This is a genomic window from Bacteroides difficilis (assembly GCF_048319815.1).
Lineage (GTDB): Bacteria > Bacteroidota > Bacteroidia > Bacteroidales > Bacteroidaceae > Bacteroides > Bacteroides zhangwenhongii.
In genome coordinates this window covers 2174436-2195495 of sequence record NZ_CP182814.1, presented here as the reverse complement: position 1 = coordinate 2195495, position 21060 = coordinate 2174436, and the positions used below count along the sequence as shown (strand labels likewise).

Sequence of the window (21060 nt, the reverse complement as noted above, 5' to 3'; positions counted from 1 at the left end):
TTGCACAGTTTTTACGAATTTATGAGCTGTGATTTATGATTTATTGGAGATTCCTCCCTTCTCTCATATTCCACAGCCACATAGTTCATAATTCATAACTCATAATTCTTCATTATATGTTGACTGCAAAAGAGATCAGAGATTCATTCAAGAATTTCTTTGAGTCGAAAGGACACCACATCGTTCCGTCGGCTCCAATGGTGATTAAAGACGACCCTACCCTGATGTTTACCAATGCGGGTATGAACCAGTTTAAAGATATTATTTTGGGCAACCACCCGGCAAAATACAAAAGAGTCGCGGACTCTCAGAAATGTTTGCGCGTAAGCGGAAAGCACAATGACTTGGAGGAGGTAGGACACGATACTTACCATCATACCATGTTCGAAATGCTCGGCAACTGGTCGTTCGGCGATTACTTCAAGAAAGAAGCCATCAGTTGGGCATGGGAATATCTGGTAGATGTCTTGAAACTGAATCCGGAACATCTCTACGCAACCGTATTCGAAGGAAGTCCCGAAGAAGGATTGAGCCGTGACGACGAAGCCGCTTCCTATTGGGAACAATTCCTGCCGAAAGATCATATCATCAACGGCAACAAGCACGATAATTTCTGGGAAATGGGTGATACAGGACCTTGCGGACCTTGTTCCGAAATTCATATCGACCTTCGTCCGGCAGAAGAACGCGCCAAGATTTCCGGTCGCGACCTCGTGAACCATGATCATCCGCAGGTGATTGAAATCTGGAATCTTGTATTCATGCAGTACAACCGCAAGGCAGACAGCAGTCTTGAGCCGCTTCCCGCAAAAGTGATCGACACCGGTATGGGATTCGAGCGTCTTTGTATGGCACTCCAAGGCAAAACGTCCAATTATGATACGGACGTATTCCAGCCAATGCTGAAAGCGATTGCAGCCATGTCGGACACTGAATACGGAAAAGACAAGCAGCAAGATATCGCTATGCGTGTGATTGCCGACCACATCCGTACCATCGCGTTCTCTATCACGGACGGTCAGTTGCCTTCCAACGCTAAAGCAGGTTATGTAATCCGTCGTATCCTCCGCCGTGCCGTCCGTTATGGCTATACATTCCTCGGACAGAAGCAAGCATTCATGTACAAGTTGCTTCCTGTGCTGATTGAGAATATGGGTGAGGCTTATCCGGAACTGATTGCACAAAAGACATTGATTGAAAAGGTAATCAAAGAAGAAGAAGAATCATTCCTCCGCACATTGGAGACAGGTATCCGTCTGTTGGATAAGACAATGGAAGATACCAAAGCTGCCGGAAAAACAGAAATCAGCGGTAAAGACGCCTTTACCTTATATGATACTTTCGGGTTCCCGCTCGACTTGACAGAACTGATTCTCCGTGAAAACGGTATGACCGTCAACATCGAAGAGTTCAACGAAGAGATGCAGCAGCAGAAGCAACGTGCCCGTAACGCTGCCGCAATCGAAACCGGTGACTGGATCACGCTGAAAGAAGGGACGACCGAATTCGTCGGTTACGACTATACGGAATACGAAGCTTCAATTCTTCGCTATCGCCAGATCAGGCAGAAAAACCAGACCTTGTATCAGATTGTACTAGACTATACTCCGTTCTATGCGGAAAGCGGTGGTCAGGTGGGTGATACCGGTGTGTTGGTAAGCGAGTTCGAAACGATTGAAGTGATCGACACCAAGAAAGAAAACAACCTTCCGATACATATTACCAAAAAGTTACCCGAACATCCGGAAGCTCCGATGATGGCTTGTGTAGACACCGACAAACGTGCTGCCTGCGCAGCCAATCACTCGGCCACTCACTTGCTGGACGCTGCTCTCCGTGAAGTTTTGGGTGAACACGTAGAACAGAAAGGTTCGTTGGTTACACCGGATTCCTTACGTTTCGACTTCTCTCACTTCCAGAAAGTGACCGATGAAGAAATCCGCAAGGTAGAGCACATTGTCAACGCCAAGATACGTGCCAACATTCCTTTGAAGGAGTACCGCAATATTCCTATCGAAGAAGCGAAAGAGCTGGGTGCTATCGCTCTCTTCGGCGAGAAGTACGGTGACAGAGTGCGTGTGATACAGTTCGGATCTTCCATCGAATTCTGTGGAGGTACACACGTAGCTGCTACAGGAAACATTGGTATGGTGAAAATCATCTCCGAAAGTTCCGTTGCTGCCGGTGTCCGCCGTATCGAGGCTTACACAGGAGCACGGGTAGAAGAAATGCTGGACACTATTCAAGACACCCTCAATGACTTGAAAGCTCTCTTCAACAATACTCCGGATCTGGGTATCGCTATCCGTAAATACATTGACGAAAACGCAGGTTTGAAGAAGCAGGTGGAAGACTTCATGAAAGAAAAAGAAGCAGCCTTGAAAGAAAGACTGTTGAAGAATATACAGGAAGTAAACGGTGTCAAGGTTATTAAGCTTTGCGCTCCACTGCCTGCAGAAGTGGTGAAGAACATTGCTTTCCAACTTCGCGGTGAAATTACGGAAAACTTGTTCTTCGTAGCCGGAAGCACGGACAACGGCAAACCAATGTTGACAGTCATGTTGAGCGACAACCTCGTAGCAACCGGCCTGAAGGCAGGCAACTTGGTAAAAGAGGCTGCCAAGCTGATTCAAGGTGGCGGCGGTGGTCAACCGCACTTTGCTACCGCCGGAGGTAAGAATGCCGACGGACTACCGGCAGCAGTTGAAAAAGTGATAGAGCTGGCAGGAATCTAAAAGTAAACAGATAAAAGGATAGCGTGTCTTAAGGTAGGAATTACTTTAAGACACGCTTTTTTATATATAAATTCAAGCCCCTTATTCCAGTTGTTACGGTTTTTTCCTATCTTTGCCAACAGATTAGTTATTTTCTTATCCTTCAAATAAATAAAATAAGTAATCACTAATACCTAAAGAGCAATGAGAACGCCTATTTATCTATGCTTGCTGTTAACCTGCATGCTGGTTTCCTGTACCCCTACGCAAGAAAAACACGAAACAGATTACACATTGTACGTAAATCCGTTCATCGGAACCGACTTCACCGGAAACACGTATCCCGGTGCTCAAGCTCCTTTCGGCATGGTGCAGCTCAGCCCTGACAACGGACTTCCCGGTTGGGACCGCATCTCCGGTTATTTCTATCCGGACAGTACCATTGCCGGATTCAGCCATACCCACCTTTCCGGTACAGGAGCAGGAGATCTGTACGACATCTCTTTTATGCCTGTCACCCTTCCTTATAAAGAAGCGGAAGCGCCTCTAGGCATTCATTCCAAATTCTCTCATGAAGATGAAAGCGCTTACGCAGGTTATTATCAAGTACGATTGAAAGACTACAATATCAACGTCGAACTGACTGCAACTGAACGTTGCGGTATCCAATGTTACACCTTTCCCGAAGCCCAATCCGCCATCTTCCTAAATTTGAAAAAGGCCATGAACTGGGACTTCACTAATGATTCTTATATCGAAAAGATAGACTCTGTTACCATTCAAGGCTACCGCTTCTCCGATGGTTGGGCACGCGACCAGCACATCTATTTCCGCACCCGTTTCTCCAGACCTTTCGAGAAAATGGAACTGGACACTACGGCTATTATCAAAGACAACAAACGTATCGGTACAGCCGTCATCGCCCGCTTCGACTTCAATACCAAAGAAGGTGAGCAAATTCTCGTCAATACTGCCATTTCCGGCACAAGCATGGACGGTGCAGCCAAAAACCTGCAAGCGGAAGTCCCCGAAAACGACTTCGATAAATACCTGGCTGAAACAAAAGCGAATTGGAACCGCCAACTTGGTAAAATCGAAGTGAAAGGCGATAACGAAGACGACAAAGTAAACTTCTACACCGCTCTCTATCATTCGATGATTGCCCCGACTATCTACAATGATGTGGACGGCACTTACTACGGCCCTGATAAGAAAGTGCACCAGGCAGACGGCTGGGTGAACTACAGCACTTTCTCCCTGTGGGATACCTATCGTGCAGCCCATCCTCTCTTCACTTACACAGAGCCGGAGCGTGTCAACGACATGATAAAATCCTTCATTGCCTTCTACGAGCAAAATGGCCGGTTGCCGGTATGGAACTTCTACGGAAGTGAAACAGACATGATGATCGGCTATCATGCCATTCCTGTCATCGTAGACGCCTATCTGAAAGGTATCGGTGATTTTGATGCGGAGAAAGCATTGAACGCTTGTGTTGCAACCGCTAATCTGGACAGTTATCGCGGTATCGGGCTTTACAAAGAATTAGGATATATTCCCTACAACGTGACAGACCATTACAACGCTGAGAACTGGTCATTATCTAAAACCCTGGAATATGCCTTCGACGATTACTGCATTGCCGAAATGGCTAAGAAGATGGGCAAACAAGACATTGCGGACACATTCTACAAACGTTCCCGGAACTATAGAAATCTTTATAACACGGAAACCTCTTTCATGCAACCGCGCGATGACAAGGGGCACTTTATCAAAGGTTTCAAAGCCGACGACTATACTCCACACATCTGCGAAAGCAACGGATGGCAGTATTTCTGGTCGGTACAGCACGATATCAACGGATTGATAGACCTTGTAGGCGGCAAAAACAGATTTGCCGAGAAACTGGACAGTATGTTCACCTATCATCCGGCAGCAGATGCCGAACTTCCACTGTTCAGTACGGGAATGATCGGTCAATACGCACATGGAAACGAACCGAGCCATCATGTCATCTACCTTTTCAATTCAATAGGCTTCAATGAACGGACTCAATATTACGTAGCAAAAGTAATGAACGAACTTTATAAGAACGAGCCTGCCGGTCTTTGCGGCAACGAAGATTGCGGGCAAATGTCGGCATGGTACGTATTCAGCGCAATGGGCTTCTATCCGGTAAATCCGGTCAGCGGCAAGTACGAAATAGGAACCCCGCTCTTTCCGGAAATGCAGTTGCATCTGACAAACGGTAAAACATTTACCGTGCTGGCTCCTAATGTAAACAAGAAGAATATCTATATACAGTCAACCAAAGTAAACGGACACCCCTACGACAAAACGTATATCACCCATGAACAAATCATGAGTGGAGCCACCGTAGAATTCGAGATGGGCAGTACCCCAAAAACAATCGGAGTCATATTCGAGGAAAAACGACCTTAAGTATATCTGAACTAATATCTATTGAGATAATGAATGAAAACTTCGATGTAACCTACAAGGCATTATTCCGCAAGTACTACCCCAGCCTCATCTTCTACGCTACCCGCCTGGTAGGGGAAGAAGAGGCGGAAGACGTGGTACAGGATGTCTTTGTGGAGCTATGGAGACGGAAAGACAGCATAGAGATAGGCGACCAGATACAGGCTTTTCTCTACCGTGCCGTCTATACCCGTGCCCTCAACGTGTTGAAACATCGCAATGTGGAAGACGGCTACTGTGCTGCTATGGAAGAAATAAACCAAAGACGTGCAGAATTCTATCAGCCGGACAACAATGAAGTAATCCAGAGAATTGAAGACAGAGAACTCCGTAAGGAGATCTACAACGCCATTAATGAATTGCCGGACAAGTGCAAAGAAGTTTTCAAACTAAGCTATCTGCACGAAATGAAAAACAAGGAGATAGCCGATGCTCTCGGCATTTCACTCCGCACGGTAGAGGCTCATATGTACAAGGCCTTGAAGTACTTGCGCAGCCGCCTCGATCCGCTTTGGATAATTCTTTTCTTATTTTTATGGAGAGATTGGTAAGTGTTTTTATGTTCTGAATTGTATTATTAATATGAAGGAAAAGAAAATGAATAATCTGAGTGAAGATATAATCAACAGATATCTGACAGGACAATGTTCCGAAGAAGAGCTTATCGAAGTGAATGCTTGGATGAAGGAATCGGAAGAGAATGCCCGTCAGTTATTTCGTATGGAAGAAATTTATCATTTAGGTAAATTCGACCAATATGCCGACGGACCACGGATGCTTCGTGCAGAAAAACGACTTTATAAGAAACTGGACGAGGAGAAAGGAAAACAGAATAAAATACTGCGTATGCATCGTTGGATGAAATATGCAGCAGTCATTGCTATCATATTTTCCATCAGCGGTGGAATCGGATATTGGTTTTATCACAATGGAACCGACCAGCAAATGATGGTTGCAGTTGCCAATGAAGGTATTGTGAAGGAAGTCGTTCTGCCGGACGGAACCAAAGTCTGGTTAAACAACTCGGCTACCTTAAAGTACCCGCGCGAGTTTTCCGAAAAAGAACGTAATGTACATTTGGAAGGAGAAGCTTACTTCGAAGTTACCAAAAATCGTCATAAGCCATTCACCGTACAAAGTGACGCCATGCGTGTACGCGTATTGGGTACAACATTCAACTTCAAATGCGACAAGCGTTGCCGAGTAGCCGAAGCAACATTGATTGAAGGCGAAATAGAAGTGAAAGGGAACAAGGAAGAGGGACAAATCATCCTTACTCCCGGACAGCGTGCGGAACTGAACAAAAGCAACGGCCGACTGACTGTAAAACAAGTAGACGCCAAGTTGGATGCAGTATGGCATGACAACCTGATTCCATTCCAAAAAGCCGATATATTCACAATAACCAGAACATTGGAGCGTTTCTATGATGTGAAGATTATTCTGTCTCCCGATATGAAACCGGACAAAACTTACTCCGGTGTACTAAAACGGAAGTCCGACATCGAATCCGTACTGAAATCATTGCAGAACTCCATACCTATTGATTATAAGATTGTCGGAAACAATATCTTTATTTCTCCTAAATAAGAAATATAAGGTGTGAAACTAAAAAGCTATTAATACCATGAAATTAAAAACATTCCTTCTAGTAGGATGTTTAGGAGGTTTATTTACACTTAGCTCCTGCACAGCCCCCACTAACGTAAAAGACTATAGTGCATACGTCAACCCTTTCATCGGTACCGGTGGACATGGACATACTTTTCCCGGCGCAGTAGTTCCCCACGGCATGATTCAGCCCAGTCCGGACACCCGGATTGACGGTTGGGACGCCTGTTCCGGTTATTATTATGCCGATTCTACAATCAATGGTTTCTCCCACACACACGTCAGCGGCACAGGGTGCTGTGATTATGGGGACGTACTGTTCATGCCAACTGTAGGCAAACAACAATACCTGACTACCGATCCTCAAAGTCAAGTACTAGCCTATGCTTCTTCTTTTTCTCACGAAAATGAGGTAGCCGAACCGGGATATTATGCTGTTTTTCTAGATACTTATCAGGTAAAAGCTGAAATATCAGCCACCAAACGTGGTGCTATCCACCGCTATACTTTCCCCGAAAGTTCGGAATCCGGCTTAATCATCGATTTAGATTACAGCCTGCAACGACAGACAAACTCGGAGATGGAAATAGAAGTAATCAGTGACACGGAAATATGCGGACATAAGAAAACGACCTATTGGGCTTTCGACCAATATATAAATTTCTATGCCAAATTCTCCCAACCGTTCTCTTACACATTGATAACAGACTCTATCACCATGGACGACGGCAAACGTCTTCCTGTCTGCAAAGCCCTGTTGCATTTCAATACAAAGAAGAATGAACAAATACTTGCGAAAGTAGGCGTCTCTGCCGTCGACATAGCAGGTGCACGCAAGAATGTCGAATCAGAGATTCCCGGATGGGATTTTGATAAAGTACGCAAAGACGCACGACAGGCATGGAATCAATATCTGTCGAAAATTGATATTACAACTTCCGACAAGGAAGACAAGACCATCTTCTACTCCGCTCTCTATCACACAGGAATCAGCCCGAATCTGTTCAGCGATGCAGACGGACGTTATTTAGGTATGGATCTCGAAGTACATCAGGGAGATACCGCCAATCCCGTATATACAGTATTTTCCTTATGGGACACCTTCCGTGCATTGCACCCGTTAATGACGATTATCGACCCCGATCTGAATAACCAGTTTATCAATTCACTGATAAAGAAGCACCAGGAAGGCGGAATATACCCGATGTGGGATTTGGCTTCCAACTATACAGGCACCATGATTGGCTATCATGCTGTCCCCGTCATAGTGGACGCCTACATGAAAGGATACCGTAACTTCGATGCAAAAGAAGCCTATAAAGCCTGTCTGCGTGCAGCCGAATATGATACCACCGGTATCAAATGCCCGGACTTGGTACTGCCTCATCTCATGCCGAAAGCGAAATATTATAAAAATGCGATTGGGTATATTCCCTGCGACCGCGAAAACGAATCCGTAGCCAAAGCCTTGGAGTATGCGTATGACGACTGGTGTATCTCTATCTTCGCAGAAGCAATGAACGATTTTGAATCCAAAGCCAAATACGAACGTTTTGCCAAAGCATACGAATTCTATTTCGACAAATCAACTCGTTTCATGCGCGGACTTGATTCGAAAGGTGAATGGCGCACACCATTCAATCCGCGTGCATCAACCCATCGCAACGATGATTATTGTGAAGGAACAGCCTGGCAATGGACTTGGTTTGTACCTCACGATATAAATGGATTGGTCAATCTGATGGGTGGAGAAGACGCATTCGTTCAGAAACTCGATTCGTTATTCACGGCCGATTCATCACTCGAAGGCGAAACAACATCGTCAGACATTAGCGGACTTATCGGTCAATATGCACATGGCAACGAACCCAGCCATCATGTGATTCATTTATACAATTACGTGAACCGCCCATGGAGAACTCAAGAATTGGTGGATAGTGTTTATCGTAGTCAGTATGCTAACAGTGTAGATGGATTATCCGGTAATGAGGATTGCGGTCAGATGTCTGCCTGGTACGTTCTCAACTCCATGGGATTCTATCAGGTATGTCCCGGGAAACCGGTATATTCTATCGGACGTCCGGCTTTCGACAAAGCAGTGATCAATCTGCCCGAAGATAAAACATTCAGTATAATAGTTAAAAACAACTCCAAAGAGAATAAATACATTGAAAGCATATCACTGAACGGCAAATCTTTGGACACTCCATTCTTCAATCATCAGGATATAGCAAATGGTGGAACAATGGAAATCAGTATGACCGACAAACCTAATTACAAAACACATATACCATGAAAAGAATATTATTAATTGCTTGTGTGCTTGGTTGTACACTCTTTGCCAAAGCGAAAGACTGGACACAGTATGTCAATCCGCTAATGGGTTCGCAGTCCTCCTTTGAGTTATCAACAGGTAACACTTATCCCGCCATCGCCCGTCCTTGGGGAATGAACTTCTGGACTCCCCAAACAGGAAAAATGGGAGACGGATGGCAATACACCTATACTGCCAATAAGATTCGCGGTTTCAAACAAACGCACCAGCCCAGCCCGTGGATTAATGACTACGGGCAATTCTCCATCATGCCAATAGTCGGCAAACCCGTGTTTGATGAAGAAAAACGCGCCAGTTGGTTTGCTCACAAAGGAGAAACAGCTACTCCTTATTATTATAAGGTATACCTTGCCGAACATGATATAGTGGCGGAAATGACGCCGACGGAACGTGCCGTTCTTTTCCGTTTTACTTTCCCGGAAAACGATCATTCATATATTGTGGTAGACGCTTTCGACAAAGGTTCGTATATCAAGGTGATTCCCGAAGAAAACAAGATCATCGGCTATACTACCCGCAATAGCGGAGGAGTTCCCGAGAACTTCAAGAATTACTTTATCATCGAGTTCGACAAGCCCTTTACTTATAAAGCAACGGTAGCCAACGGCAATCTGCAAGAAAACGTTGCAGAACAAACGACTGATCATGCCGGAGCCATCATCGGATTCCGGACACATAAAGGTGAGCAGGTACACGCCCGCATCGCCTCTTCCTTTATCAGCTTCGAGCAGGCTGCCACCAATATGAAAGAGTTGGGCAAAGACAATATTGAGCAGCTAGCCAAGAAAGGAAAAGAAGCTTGGAATCAGGTTTTGGGCAAGATAGAAGTGGAAGGTGGAAATCTTGACCAATATCGTACATTCTATTCATGCCTGTATCGTTCCTTACTCTTTCCGCGTAAATTCTACGAACTGGACGCGGCAGGAAAGCCCATTCACTACAGCCCGTACAACGGACAAGTATTACCGGGTTATATGTATACCGACACAGGTTTTTGGGATACATTCCGTTGCCTGTTCCCATTATTGAACTTGATGTATCCTTCCATCAACAAGGAAATGCAGGAAGGACTTATCAATACGTACAAAGAAAGCGGATTCTTCCCCGAATGGGCAAGTCCCGGACACAGAGGGTGCATGGTGGGCAATAACTCCGCCTCTGTCTTGGTAGATGCCTATATGAAAGGTGTAAAAGTAGACGATGTAAAAACCTTGTATGAGGGTTTGCTTCACGGGACAGAGAATGTTCATCCTCAGGTTTCTTCAACAGGACGCTTAGGACACGAATACTACAACAAACTGGGTTATGTTCCGTATGACGTAAAAATCAATGAGAACGCCGCCCGTACTTTGGAATACGCTTACGATGACTGGTGCATTTATAAACTGGCCAAAGAACTGAAACGTCCGAAAAAAGAAATCAGTCTCTTCGCCAAACGTGCCATGAACTATAAAAATCTTTTCGACAAGGAGTCTAAACTAATGCGCGGACGCAATGCGGACGGTACATTCCAATCTCCGTTCTCTCCGCTGAAATGGGGTGACGCCTTTACGGAAGGCAACAGTTGGCACTACACTTGGTCCGTATTCCACGATCCTCAAGGACTTATCGATCTAATGGGCGGGAAAAAAGAGTTTATCACTATGATGGATTCCGTATTCGCCGTACCTCCCGTTTTCGATGAAAGCTACTACGGACAGGTGATTCACGAAATCCGTGAAATGACCGTTATGAATATGGGTAACTACGCACATGGCAACCAGCCCATCCAGCACATGATTTATCTGTACGACTATGCAGGTCAACCCTGGAAAGCCCAATATTGGTTACGACAGGTTATGGACCGGATGTACACTCCCGGACCGGACGGGTATTGCGGTGATGAGGACAACGGACAGACTTCCGCCTGGTATGTATTCTCTGCCCTCGGCTTCTATCCTGTATGTCCGGGTACGGATGAATATATTGTAGGCGCTCCATTATTCAAGAAAGCCACCCTTCACTTCGAAAACGGCAATAGTCTGGTGATTGACGCTCCCAATAACAGCAAGAAGAATTTCTATATCAACTCCATGAGTTTCAACGGAACCGATTATACCAAGAATTATCTTCGTCACGGAGATTTATTCAATGGAGGAACTATCAAAGTAGATATGAGCAACAAGCCCAATCAAGACAGAGGAACAAAAGAAGAGGATATGCCTTATTCTTTCTCAAAAGAGTAAATCCATCAGACGCGGATTAACGCAAATTAGCGTTAATCCGCATTTAAATCTACACTATTTTTACATTTATCTGTGACGGAGCTCTTAATATAAGAACCCAACTATCCACAGAGGCAAGGTTGACTGCAAAAGTCTCACGTACAGTACCAATTTTCCCAGGATGGGAAGTGAGAGCATATAATAAGTTAGAATTATCCAAGCGAAAGATAAATATAAGTATTTGCTGTTTGCAAACAGCAAAAAACGCCATAAATTGCTGTCCACAAACAGCAGATCACACAATCCCCCTCTTTTTATCAAGATTCCTACTAAAAGAAATAGCCGGGAAGTATCTTTTCACTACTTTTGCTCCTACAAACAACACCTTATGAAAATGAAAGAGAAACTTGACTTCTCAGAAGTCCCCTACCAATATGCGATGTGCCTTAATCAACAATGCCCGAAGGCCGACACCTGTCTCAGACAACTTGCCGAACAAAGTGTACCGGAGGAAGTTGAATATTGGTCAATTATCAGTCCCAAACGTTTAAACCCAATAAAAGGCGATTGTCCCTACTATCGTTCCAATATCAAGGCACGCTATGCAAAAGGATTTATCGGGATCTTAGAGAGTCTGCCTCATAAGCAGATGGAAAACGTAATTTCCCACTTAATAAGTTTCTTCAACCGAAGGACATATTACCGTGTCCGCAAAGGTGAACGTCTACTCTCTCCTGCCGAACAACAACAATTTATAAACATCCTTAAGTACTGCGGTGTTTCCCAGCCACTAAAGTTCGATGAGTATACCGAAGCTTATGATTGGTAGCAAGCCACAGTGCCATAATAATGCCGCTCCTTTGTCACAATCGTGCCAATTCGATGGCACAACTGTGACAAAGGAATGGCACGGTTGTGACAATGCGGTGGCACAATTCATCTCCCAAAACAGTTATTAAGAAGCAAATGATAAATCCTCCTGCTCTACCATTCTATATGAATAAGATAAAGCAAGAGGATTTTATCTAAAGATGATAAGTAATGAATTAAACAGCTTTATTTTACTGAGCTATACCAAATGACAACCTCTTTATTTATAAACAATAGTCGTTGTATCATATTTTGTTAGTTCTGGAATATTCTGACCTTTCTTCAAATAAAGAGTTTTAACTTTATCGCTACGTTTAGCGTTTAATTCTCTCAGCATCGGACATTCAGAAACATCAATAGAAGTTACACAGTCATAATCTGCATACCACGAAGTATAACTCAAATCCAATGTTTCCAATTTACTTCCACTTATTTTAAGGCTTTCCGCATATGAATATGCAAGAGAACCACCCAAATTAAAACGGGAAATCGGATTGTCTCCAAAGTTATATTCTTCGCAATTTTCCGTATTACGGAATGATAATGATTCTACTTTATGCAATCCAGATATATCTAGTTTTTTCATTTCGTTACAATATCCCAAACTTAATGAAGTAAGATTCGGAAAGCTTTCTATTCCGGTAAGATCCATCAACTTACTGTAATACGATGTGTTTGTTAATGAGGTTGCTTCTAGTCCGGCTTCCAAAACGGCACATTGATCACCTGCAATAGAGAGAACCCATTTGTTTTTTATAACAAGCGCTCTTAGGTTATCATCCGGGATACTTACCAACTCTATGTTCGGATTCTTTTGAATTACAGCAATGTCACTTGTCAGAGTATTGTCGGTATCGGTAATTCGGATAAGACCACCACGCGTATCTGTAGCACTACTAAGACCATAAGTCAAAGTAACTGTTGTTAAACCATCATCTTCCGGTTGCGGTTGAGACACTGATTGTTTAGTTATCCATTCGTCTCCTTGAGTGACTGAAACGGTATACTCAATGTTATATTTTACTTTAAAAGAGATGGTACGTGCCGCGAGGTCATACATTAAGAGATTTGTTTCCGGAATAATAGCTTCCGTTCGCTTTTGATTTACATTGACATTTATAGGATCGGTAACGAATGGACTGGAAATGGTGATTGTTGCAGAACGATCCTTATAAGTTACATTTGTTGCCGCTTTAAATGATAAAATTACTTTACCACCAAAATCACTACGCCTATCAAACTTCAGCCATTCTTCACTACCCTCACTACAAGTAATGAGAGGTTCGGCTATATTTGTGTTGAGCTGAATTTGCACAAGGTTTTCTTCCTTCGAAATAGACAGATTGTCATCAGAAAGTAAATCTAGAATATAGTCGGGGAAAGTTTCCACTTGTAACGGTACCACAACAGAACCTGTAAAGAATTTAAAGATCGCAATACGCTTTTCGTCTGCTGTATTAGGATCGATGGTGAAAGTAACTACGTCACCATCTTTTCCTGATGTAACTGAAGGATGTGCCCAATCGCACGCTCCTGACAATCTCCAATCTCCCGAACTAGTCACTGTAACGGTAACATCACCTCCATTCTTATCTGCTTGAATAGTATTGGTAGATAATGAGATAATAGCCTCGTTACCATTATTAATCGATTCATCATCGGAACAACTCCATAACATGGTAGCTGCTAACAATGTTATCATTATTCTTTTTAGAAAGTCCATCTTTATCTTTTTTAAGTGAAATATAAACTTCTGTTAGAGAGCCTTACGCTCTGTACTATTTTTACTGTAATAATGGCTTGGATAAACAAGTTCTTCGTCATACAGACCTCTGCATACATTTTGACACTTATATACTTGTGAACCATATAGGGAAGGATCAAGTGCAAAGAACATATAGTATCCATAGCCGGCTACTTTTTTAGAACGTGCAGTTGATTCACTTGAACTTCCACTACCACGGCGAAGCTCTATTGACATACCACCGCATTGTTTCAGTGTCATACCAATGCCAGGACTTGCAGAACCACCATAGTCGGCTACAGCATAATCACAATATTGACCGGGCTCAACTCCATCAATCACTTGAAGACTATTTGAATACATTGCTCCAAGATTGTAAAGTGAAACTATTTTCTCGGGCATTACCGATTTACATTCGTACATAAGCCGTGAACCCGCATAAGCAGAGTGAGTTGAGAGCCATGGATTCGATAAATCCGGCGAGTTTGAATATTCATCATCAAAAGCAACACCATCCAGATTGTAAGCACGGCAATAGGCCGCCAATTCACGGGCAAACTCTTTGGCTCCCATATCCGACAGTTGAGCACACCCTGCCTGGTCGTGGTTACCCAATATACTGATGATGACTTTCATGCCCGCCTTGCGGAGCGGTTGCAGGTATTGTTCGTTATTGTCGAGCAAGAACTGCACATTTTCGTTGTTCTTGAGATAAACGCGATTGGTCACGGAATTCCAGTTGATGTTGGCGGCAAACAGCACAACGTGGTCGAAGAAATACTTACCGCTTGCTGTCAAGAATTCAAGCGCATTCAGCGGATTAGTATCATTTACCTCAAAATAAAGCACATTGGTCACAGCACCTTCACCTTTGAAAGTGTTCGGCATATTTCGGCAATCTTTTACGAGAAGTACCATGTGAGCGGACGTTTCGGTAAACGTTACCCCTTCGGTAGGCGAAGAGGCTGTCAAAGGTACGATATAGGTTTTTCCTTCTTCCATTCCATCGAAAGCGGTAAGCGTCACCTTTACGCTCGGAGTACTTTTATCATCCGGCGCAAGCAAGAAAATTCCATCGTGAGCAATCTTCACGTTCTCGGCAGGAAAGAGTTCAAAGTCGGTGTTATGGATAGCGTTGTAAGTGTCTTTATAGGCCTCATCCACCGCGATTTTCACATCCACCCCTTTTTGCGGAAGCTTGGAAAGGCTGAATATCACGTTCGTGCTATATTCCGCATCGCGCAATTCCACTACCGAATTGTTCTTGTTCGTGCTCTCGTCGAGCAACAAACCGTTCAGTTGAGTAGCACCCCAATAGGGGGTTTCGTCTACATTGCTTCCTACATTGATGTCTTCCTCACAAGAAGTCAGGAAAAGAACGGAACATACCGCCAACGACAAGAAGCCATATTTAATAGTATTCATTCTATTCATAATCAGAATTTTGTTTGGTTAATTGTTATTTCTTCTCAGGTAATGACACTGGCACCCATACAGGCTCATTGTCGAATGTCAAATCGTATCCGCTGGCATAGTCTATCACCTTAGTACCTGCGCCTTCGTCGAACTTCCAGTAAGCAATCAGGCCGTCGGATGCCGGATCGACAAAGTAGAAGTGATTCGGAGCCTTAATCTCTTCAGCGGTGAGCGCACGATTCCAAATACGGGCTTCAGCAACGACTCCATCGAAATAGCGTTGAGCCTCGTAAGAATAACCTATCCAGAACACACGGCTACCGTCTTCTTCATTATGATGCTTGGCACCTAAATTAACAGAAGTTCGACCTACATAAGCTCTCGACAATTTTTCGACCCCATTGACATAAACCGTGACATAGCCACCGTCGAACACTACTGCCAAATGATACCACACTCCACTTTCAAATTGCAGTTCTGAACTGGATACATTCTTAGTAGAAGCAATCTGTAACTGGTTGGAAGGTTCAGAATCGCCGAGACGCAACAAATAATGACTTTCGATACCCATCAGCGTACTGATGCCATTGGAGAATGAATTGGCCTTAAACAGAATTTCCATCGTATTCTCGCTCAATCTATTGAACTTAGAGTCATTATTAAAGTCCGGATAAGCCCTGTTGCGAGTCATGGTAGCCACCACATTGACAAGCGATGCCGCACGGAACACATAATAATAGGTTTTCGCACTCTGCAACACATCTATCCCTTCCACCGAGCGAATAGTAACAGGAAGCACATACACCTTGTTGATATCAAGATTACCGATATTCACAAATGTGACAGGAAGTGACGTACTGGCTATCGACCCCGCATTGATGACCGTCGTGGTTTCTTCCATCGAATAAAACTCTTCGGGAAGAAGTTCCACGTCTTCTTCATAATAAGTGAGTTTATAAGTTTCCAAAAGTGCCGGATCGGGAGCCATAGTCACTTTAATTTCGTGATCTTCCGGCTTTGCGATAGCCACCGAGATATCAGAGACTTGGTTAGGCATTCCCGCTTTGAAAAGCACATCTTCCGTAAAGACAGAGGTGGAAATGAAAAGTTTGTTGTCGAAGTTCTCATCATTTTCTGTGCATCCGACCAAGGAAAAGGCAAGACAGAGAACCCCAAATAATAATATATTTAGTTTCATACGATAATAGATTAATTTACGGTTGGATTCATTATGTTTATAGCCTCACGCGCATTAGGATATACGAACGTGACGTTAAAGTAGTCCTGTTGAATGGCGTCAATTGAAATTCCCGCTTTCACATAGCCCGATACGGGAAGAATAGCCCAACGAGCCGCACCGATAACGGAGAGTGTGCCATCGCCAAATTCACCGGTAGCTATTCCGGCAGCGTTTACATATGGAGTACTTACCCCCATCACATAACGGTCGGCGGGAATATCATCCATATACGACATCATAACAAGATAAGACATCTCGTCATAATTTTTAGCACTGTGGGCGCTAATGATAATAAACTCACAATCGGATAATATTTGCTTATCAATCACATTCTGCGGATATCCCTTGAAAAGAATCGTTTTCCCGCAGGAAGCCTTCCATTCGTTCACTAAATCGAAGAAAGCGCCTTGTCGCATGGTTTCCGCTGCAACAGCTTCCTCGCCTATGATACTATTAAGGTCGGTCCCCGTAAAGTTCAATTCGACTCCATCCAATCCAAGCACATCGCAAGCCGCTAATTGCTTAGCCGTTTCCGTTTTGCAAAAATCGATGAAACGGGCAGCAGGATCTACCACAACCTCTTCGTCTCCTTCCTCGCCGTCGCCCCCTTCTTCAGATTCTTCCGGAGCGGGGGTGTTGGCTTCTTCATCAAGAATCGCTTTCCAACGAGCCTCTATCGCATCGAAATCAATCAAGCCCACTACTTTCGTACCTTTCTTGTGAACTTCAGCTACTTCAGCCGCATTCATGGCATTCACTTCCAAGATATTGTTCAAACAAATGTAATCAATACTGTCCGGCAGATCGGTGAGATGCTCGTTGCGACAAACTGGAGCAGTGCCCTTATTATCTATCGAAGCAATCGTTATCTTATGAACGGATTGTTTGTATAATACTAAGTTCTCCAAGTACTTGGTAAGAAAAGCCTCTAAAGCCCTAGAAGATTTCTGATATTTTTCATTTTTCTAAAAAAAATGAGAAATAAGACTAAGTGTTTATTATATTAGCATTGTTTTATTAACAGAAGGAGAGACAGTCGACACTCTTCTTTGTAGAGTTTAATAAAAGTATAACCATTAAATTAAATGTATGGAAAGCAAACATTCGCTTCGAAAGCCAAAGCTATTTCGGACTTTATTGATTCTCCTGTTTATGGCAGTTCCTTTACAATGGGCTACTGCACAGCTGACCTTATCAACTCCCCGTACCACCCTAGGAGCTGTAATCAAACAAATTCAGTCTCAGTCCAAGTATCAGTTTTTCTACAATGACAAACTATCAACTATCACTGTTGATCCTCTCAAGGTAAAAGACGCTTCATTAGAACAAGTTCTGAGCAAGCTTTTAAATAATAAGGATGTCACTTATAAGATAGATGATAATATAATTTATTTATCAGAAAAAGGAGATCTCAATTCTAATCAACAACAAGCAGGAAAAGAGCGCACCATAACAGGGCAGGTTTTAGATTCAAAAGGAGAGCCGTTGATTGGTGTCAGCATTTTGGTAAAAGGTACAACTGACGGTGCAATCACTGACTTGGACGGTAATTACAAAGTTACTACAAAGAGCAACAATCCTATTATTGTATATTCCTATATCGGGTACAAAACCCAAGAAGTTCCATTACACGGTCAGACTTCATTGAATATAACATTAATGGATGACACACAAGTAATTGATGAAGTTGTTGTCACTGCTTTAGGTATTAAACGAGCAACTAAAGCTTTGAGTTATAATGTACAAGAAGTAAAAAGTGATGAACTTCTCACCAACAAAGATGCCAACTTTATTAATGCTTTGTCTGGTAAAGTAGCAGGTGTCACTATCAATAGTTCATCTTCCGGTGTTGGTGGTGCAAGTAAAGTTGTGATGCGTGGAACAAAAGCCATCAATCAATCCAGTAATGCATTATATGTCATTGATGGTGTTCCCATGTTTAACTTAGGAAGTGAAGGTGGTCAAGAAAATGACTCTAAAGGAACAACAGAAGCTATTGCTGATATTAATCCGGAAGATATCGAATCAATGTCAGTATTAACAGGTGCTGCTGCAGCTGCACTATATGGAAGCCATGCTGCCAATGGAGCTATTGTTATCACGACTAAAAAAGGAAAAGAAGGACGTTTGCAATTAACTGTAAGTCAAAATACAGAATTCCTTCGTCCTTTCAGAATGCCGGAGTTTCAGAACCGCTACGGCACGGGAGATTTACTGTCCAATACTTCTTCGGTAGAAAAAAGTTGGGGACATAAATTGAATTCTGCGAATTATATGGGATATTCTCCCGTAGATGATTTCTTACAAACAGGGGTTGTTACAACCGAAACTGTTGCTCTTTCTACAGGAACTGAGCGCAATCAAACTTACTTTTCTGCAAGTGCGATAAACTCAGACGGCATGGTACCCAACAACGATTACAATCGTTATAATTTTACATTCCGCAACACAACATCTTTCCTGAAAGATAAAATGACTTTGGATGTAAGCGCTAATTACGTCAAGCAGAACGATCGTAATATGGTTAATCAGGGAACCTACTCCAATCCTCTCGTCACTGCCTACTTATTCCCTCGTGGTGATGATTGGAATGATATTAAGATGTACGAACGTTATGATACCACACGTAAAATCTATACTCAATATTGGCCACAAGATTTTTCCGGCTTAACCGGGCAAAACCCTTATTGGATTGCTTATCGCAACTTACGCGAAACGGATAAAGATCGTTACATGCTGAGTGCAGCGTTAAATTACAAGATATTGGATTGGTTAAGCGTTTCAGGACGTGTACGTGTTGACAATTCAGATTCCAAATATACTCGTAAATTATATGCAACCAGTAACGAGATTTTGGTAGAAAATTCAAAGAACGGTCTTTATGGTATTAACCAAACTAATGATAAGCAAACTTATGCAGACTTTATGGTCAACATTAACAAAACATTTAAAGAAGTATTAAGTTTGCAAGCTAACCTTGGTGCATCTTATTCGGATATGCGACAAGACGTATTTAGTAATGAAGGCCCTATCAGTGATACAAAAGGTATTGCTAATGTATTCAATGTTTTTCACCTGGATAATGATAAAACCAAACGCTCACAGTCCGGCTATCGCGAACAGACACAATCTATTTTCGCCAGTGTAGAATTAGGATATAAAAGTACCTATTATTTAACATTGACAGGGCGTACAGATTGGCCTTCACAATTGGCAGGTCCGAATTCTGTAAAAAGCGCTTTCTTCTATCCTTCTATTGGTGGTTCGGTGATACTATCAGAACTGTTGCCTATGCCTAAACAGATTTCATTCTTGAAACTAAGAGCCTCCTATGCCTCTGTAGGTCTTCCTTTCCCACGTTTCTTGGCAAATCCAACATACGAATGGGATCAAAAAGCACAAAAATGGGCAGTTAAGACTCATTACCCGATGTATGAATTGAAACCGGAAAAGACTAATTCATGGGAAATAGGTATTACTGCACGTTTCCTTGACCATTTCAACTTCGACTTAGGATTGTACACAACTAAGACATATAACCAGACATTCGAACCAAACATCTCAGTGTCTTCTCAATATTCTACAATTTATGTACAAACAGGTAGTGTGCGTAATAAAGGTATCGAATTATCTTTAGGATACGATAACGACTGGAATGGAAAATTCAGATGGGGTTCTACCGTTACTTTCAGCGCAAATAAAAACGAGATACTTGAGTTGATGGAAAATTACAAGCATCCGGAAACAGGAGCCATCATCACATTGGACCGCTTGGAAGTCGGCGGTTTGGCAGATGCAAAATTCGTTTTGAAAAAAGGTGGTAGTTTAGGAGACCTTTACTCCATTAAAGATTTGCAACGTGATAGTAACGGTAACATATATGTGAATGAGAAAGGAGAAGTTGCCAGTGTAGCATCAGAAGACATTAAGCTAGGCAGTGTATTCCCTAAATGTAATCTATCATGGCGTAACGATTTCAAATGGAAGAATCTAAATTTCGGCTTTATGCTTTCAGCACGTTTTGGAGGTATTGTTTATTCAGCAACTCAATCTTATCTTGATTATTACGGAGTATCTGAGGCATCGGCAGTTGCACGTGATTTCGGTGGAGTTGTCGTGAATGGCGGTGATGTAGTTAATGCACAAAAATGGTACTCGGTTGTCGGGGCACAAAACGGTATTCCTCAATATTATACATACAGTGCCACTAATGTACGTCTGCAGGAAGCTTCTATCGGATACACTATTCCCAAGAATAAATTATGGGGAATTGCTGATATCACAGTATCATTGGTAGGACGTAATCTTTGGATGCTATATTGTAAAGCACCATTTGATCCGGAGGCTGTTGCAACTACCGGTAACTATTACCAAGGGATTGATAACTTCATGACTCCCAGTGCACGTAGTTTAGGATTCAATGTTCGATTCAAGTTTTAACCTCT

General features: G+C 42.9%; 12 protein-coding genes. 8 read left to right on the top strand and 4 right to left on the bottom strand.

Annotated features, from left to right (window positions below; all coding sequences use genetic code 11):
• Nucleotides 1-116 precede the first annotated feature (116 nt).
• The 7 genes from alaS to ACNOGP_RS08110 all read left to right on the top strand — a co-directional run bounded on the left by alaS (nucleotide 117) and on the right by ACNOGP_RS08110 (nucleotide 12174).
• Entirely contained in the window at nucleotides 117-2735 is a 2619-nt protein-coding gene (gene alaS / locus ACNOGP_RS08140; protein WP_007764627.1) for an alanine--tRNA ligase, read from the top strand.
• A gap of 183 nt (nucleotides 2736-2918) precedes the next feature.
• Nucleotides 2919-5156, top strand: a complete 2238-nt coding sequence (locus ACNOGP_RS08135) for a GH92 family glycosyl hydrolase (protein ID WP_418214519.1) — start codon at nucleotides 2919-2921, stop codon at nucleotides 5154-5156.
• A gap of 29 nt (nucleotides 5157-5185) precedes the next feature.
• Nucleotides 5186-5746 (top strand): RNA polymerase sigma-70 factor, encoded by a 561-nt coding sequence (locus ACNOGP_RS08130; protein WP_418214518.1) that lies wholly within the window; start codon nucleotides 5186-5188, stop codon nucleotides 5744-5746.
• Between the two features lie 31 nt (nucleotides 5747-5777).
• Nucleotides 5778-6785, top strand: a complete 1008-nt coding sequence (locus ACNOGP_RS08125) for a FecR family protein (RefSeq protein ID WP_418214517.1) — start codon at nucleotides 5778-5780, stop codon at nucleotides 6783-6785.
• A 37-nt stretch (nucleotides 6786-6822) separates the two neighbouring features.
• Complete coding sequence (locus ACNOGP_RS08120; RefSeq protein ID WP_237924646.1) at nucleotides 6823-9102, top strand: GH92 family glycosyl hydrolase; 2280 nt, start codon at nucleotides 6823-6825, stop codon at nucleotides 9100-9102.
• Nucleotides 9099-11366, top strand: coding sequence for a GH92 family glycosyl hydrolase (locus tag ACNOGP_RS08115; protein WP_418214516.1), 2268 nt, complete (start codon nucleotides 9099-9101; stop codon nucleotides 11364-11366). Before ACNOGP_RS08120 ends, ACNOGP_RS08115 begins: the two co-directional genes overlap by 4 nt.
• Nucleotides 11367-11739: 373 nt before the next feature.
• The gene (locus ACNOGP_RS08110; RefSeq protein WP_186966720.1) at nucleotides 11740-12174 is read left to right on the top strand and encodes a DUF6078 family protein; all 435 of its coding nucleotides are present in this window, start codon (nucleotides 11740-11742) and stop codon (nucleotides 12172-12174) included.
• Between the two features lie 261 nt (nucleotides 12175-12435).
• On the opposite strand, the gene ACNOGP_RS08105 is transcribed toward ACNOGP_RS08110, so the two are convergent.
• From ACNOGP_RS08105 to ACNOGP_RS08090, 4 genes are read right to left on the bottom strand one after another with little or no spacing between them, the layout of a single operon-like run.
• Complete coding sequence (locus tag ACNOGP_RS08105) at nucleotides 12436-13917, bottom strand: BACON domain-containing protein (RefSeq protein ID WP_418214515.1); 1482 nt, start codon at nucleotides 13915-13917, stop codon at nucleotides 12436-12438.
• Nucleotides 13918-13971: 54 nt separating this feature from the next.
• Nucleotides 13972-15393, bottom strand: a complete 1422-nt coding sequence (locus ACNOGP_RS08100) for a BT_3987 domain-containing protein (protein WP_186966718.1) — start codon at nucleotides 15391-15393, stop codon at nucleotides 13972-13974.
• A 25-nt stretch (nucleotides 15394-15418) separates the two neighbouring features.
• Nucleotides 15419-16573, bottom strand: coding sequence for a DUF1735 and LamG domain-containing protein (locus ACNOGP_RS08095; RefSeq protein WP_186966717.1), 1155 nt, complete (start codon nucleotides 16571-16573; stop codon nucleotides 15419-15421).
• A gap of 11 nt (nucleotides 16574-16584) precedes the next feature.
• The gene (locus ACNOGP_RS08090) at nucleotides 16585-17523 is read right to left on the bottom strand and encodes a glycoside hydrolase family 18 (RefSeq protein WP_418214514.1); all 939 of its coding nucleotides are present in this window, start codon (nucleotides 17521-17523) and stop codon (nucleotides 16585-16587) included.
• A gap of 181 nt (nucleotides 17524-17704) precedes the next feature.
• Between ACNOGP_RS08090 and ACNOGP_RS08085 the strand changes: the two genes are divergently transcribed.
• On the top strand, nucleotides 17705-21055 hold the full coding sequence (locus ACNOGP_RS08085; RefSeq protein ID WP_418214513.1) for a SusC/RagA family TonB-linked outer membrane protein: 3351 nt from the start codon (nucleotides 17705-17707) through the stop codon (nucleotides 21053-21055).
• Nucleotides 21056-21060: the final 5 nt, after the last annotated feature.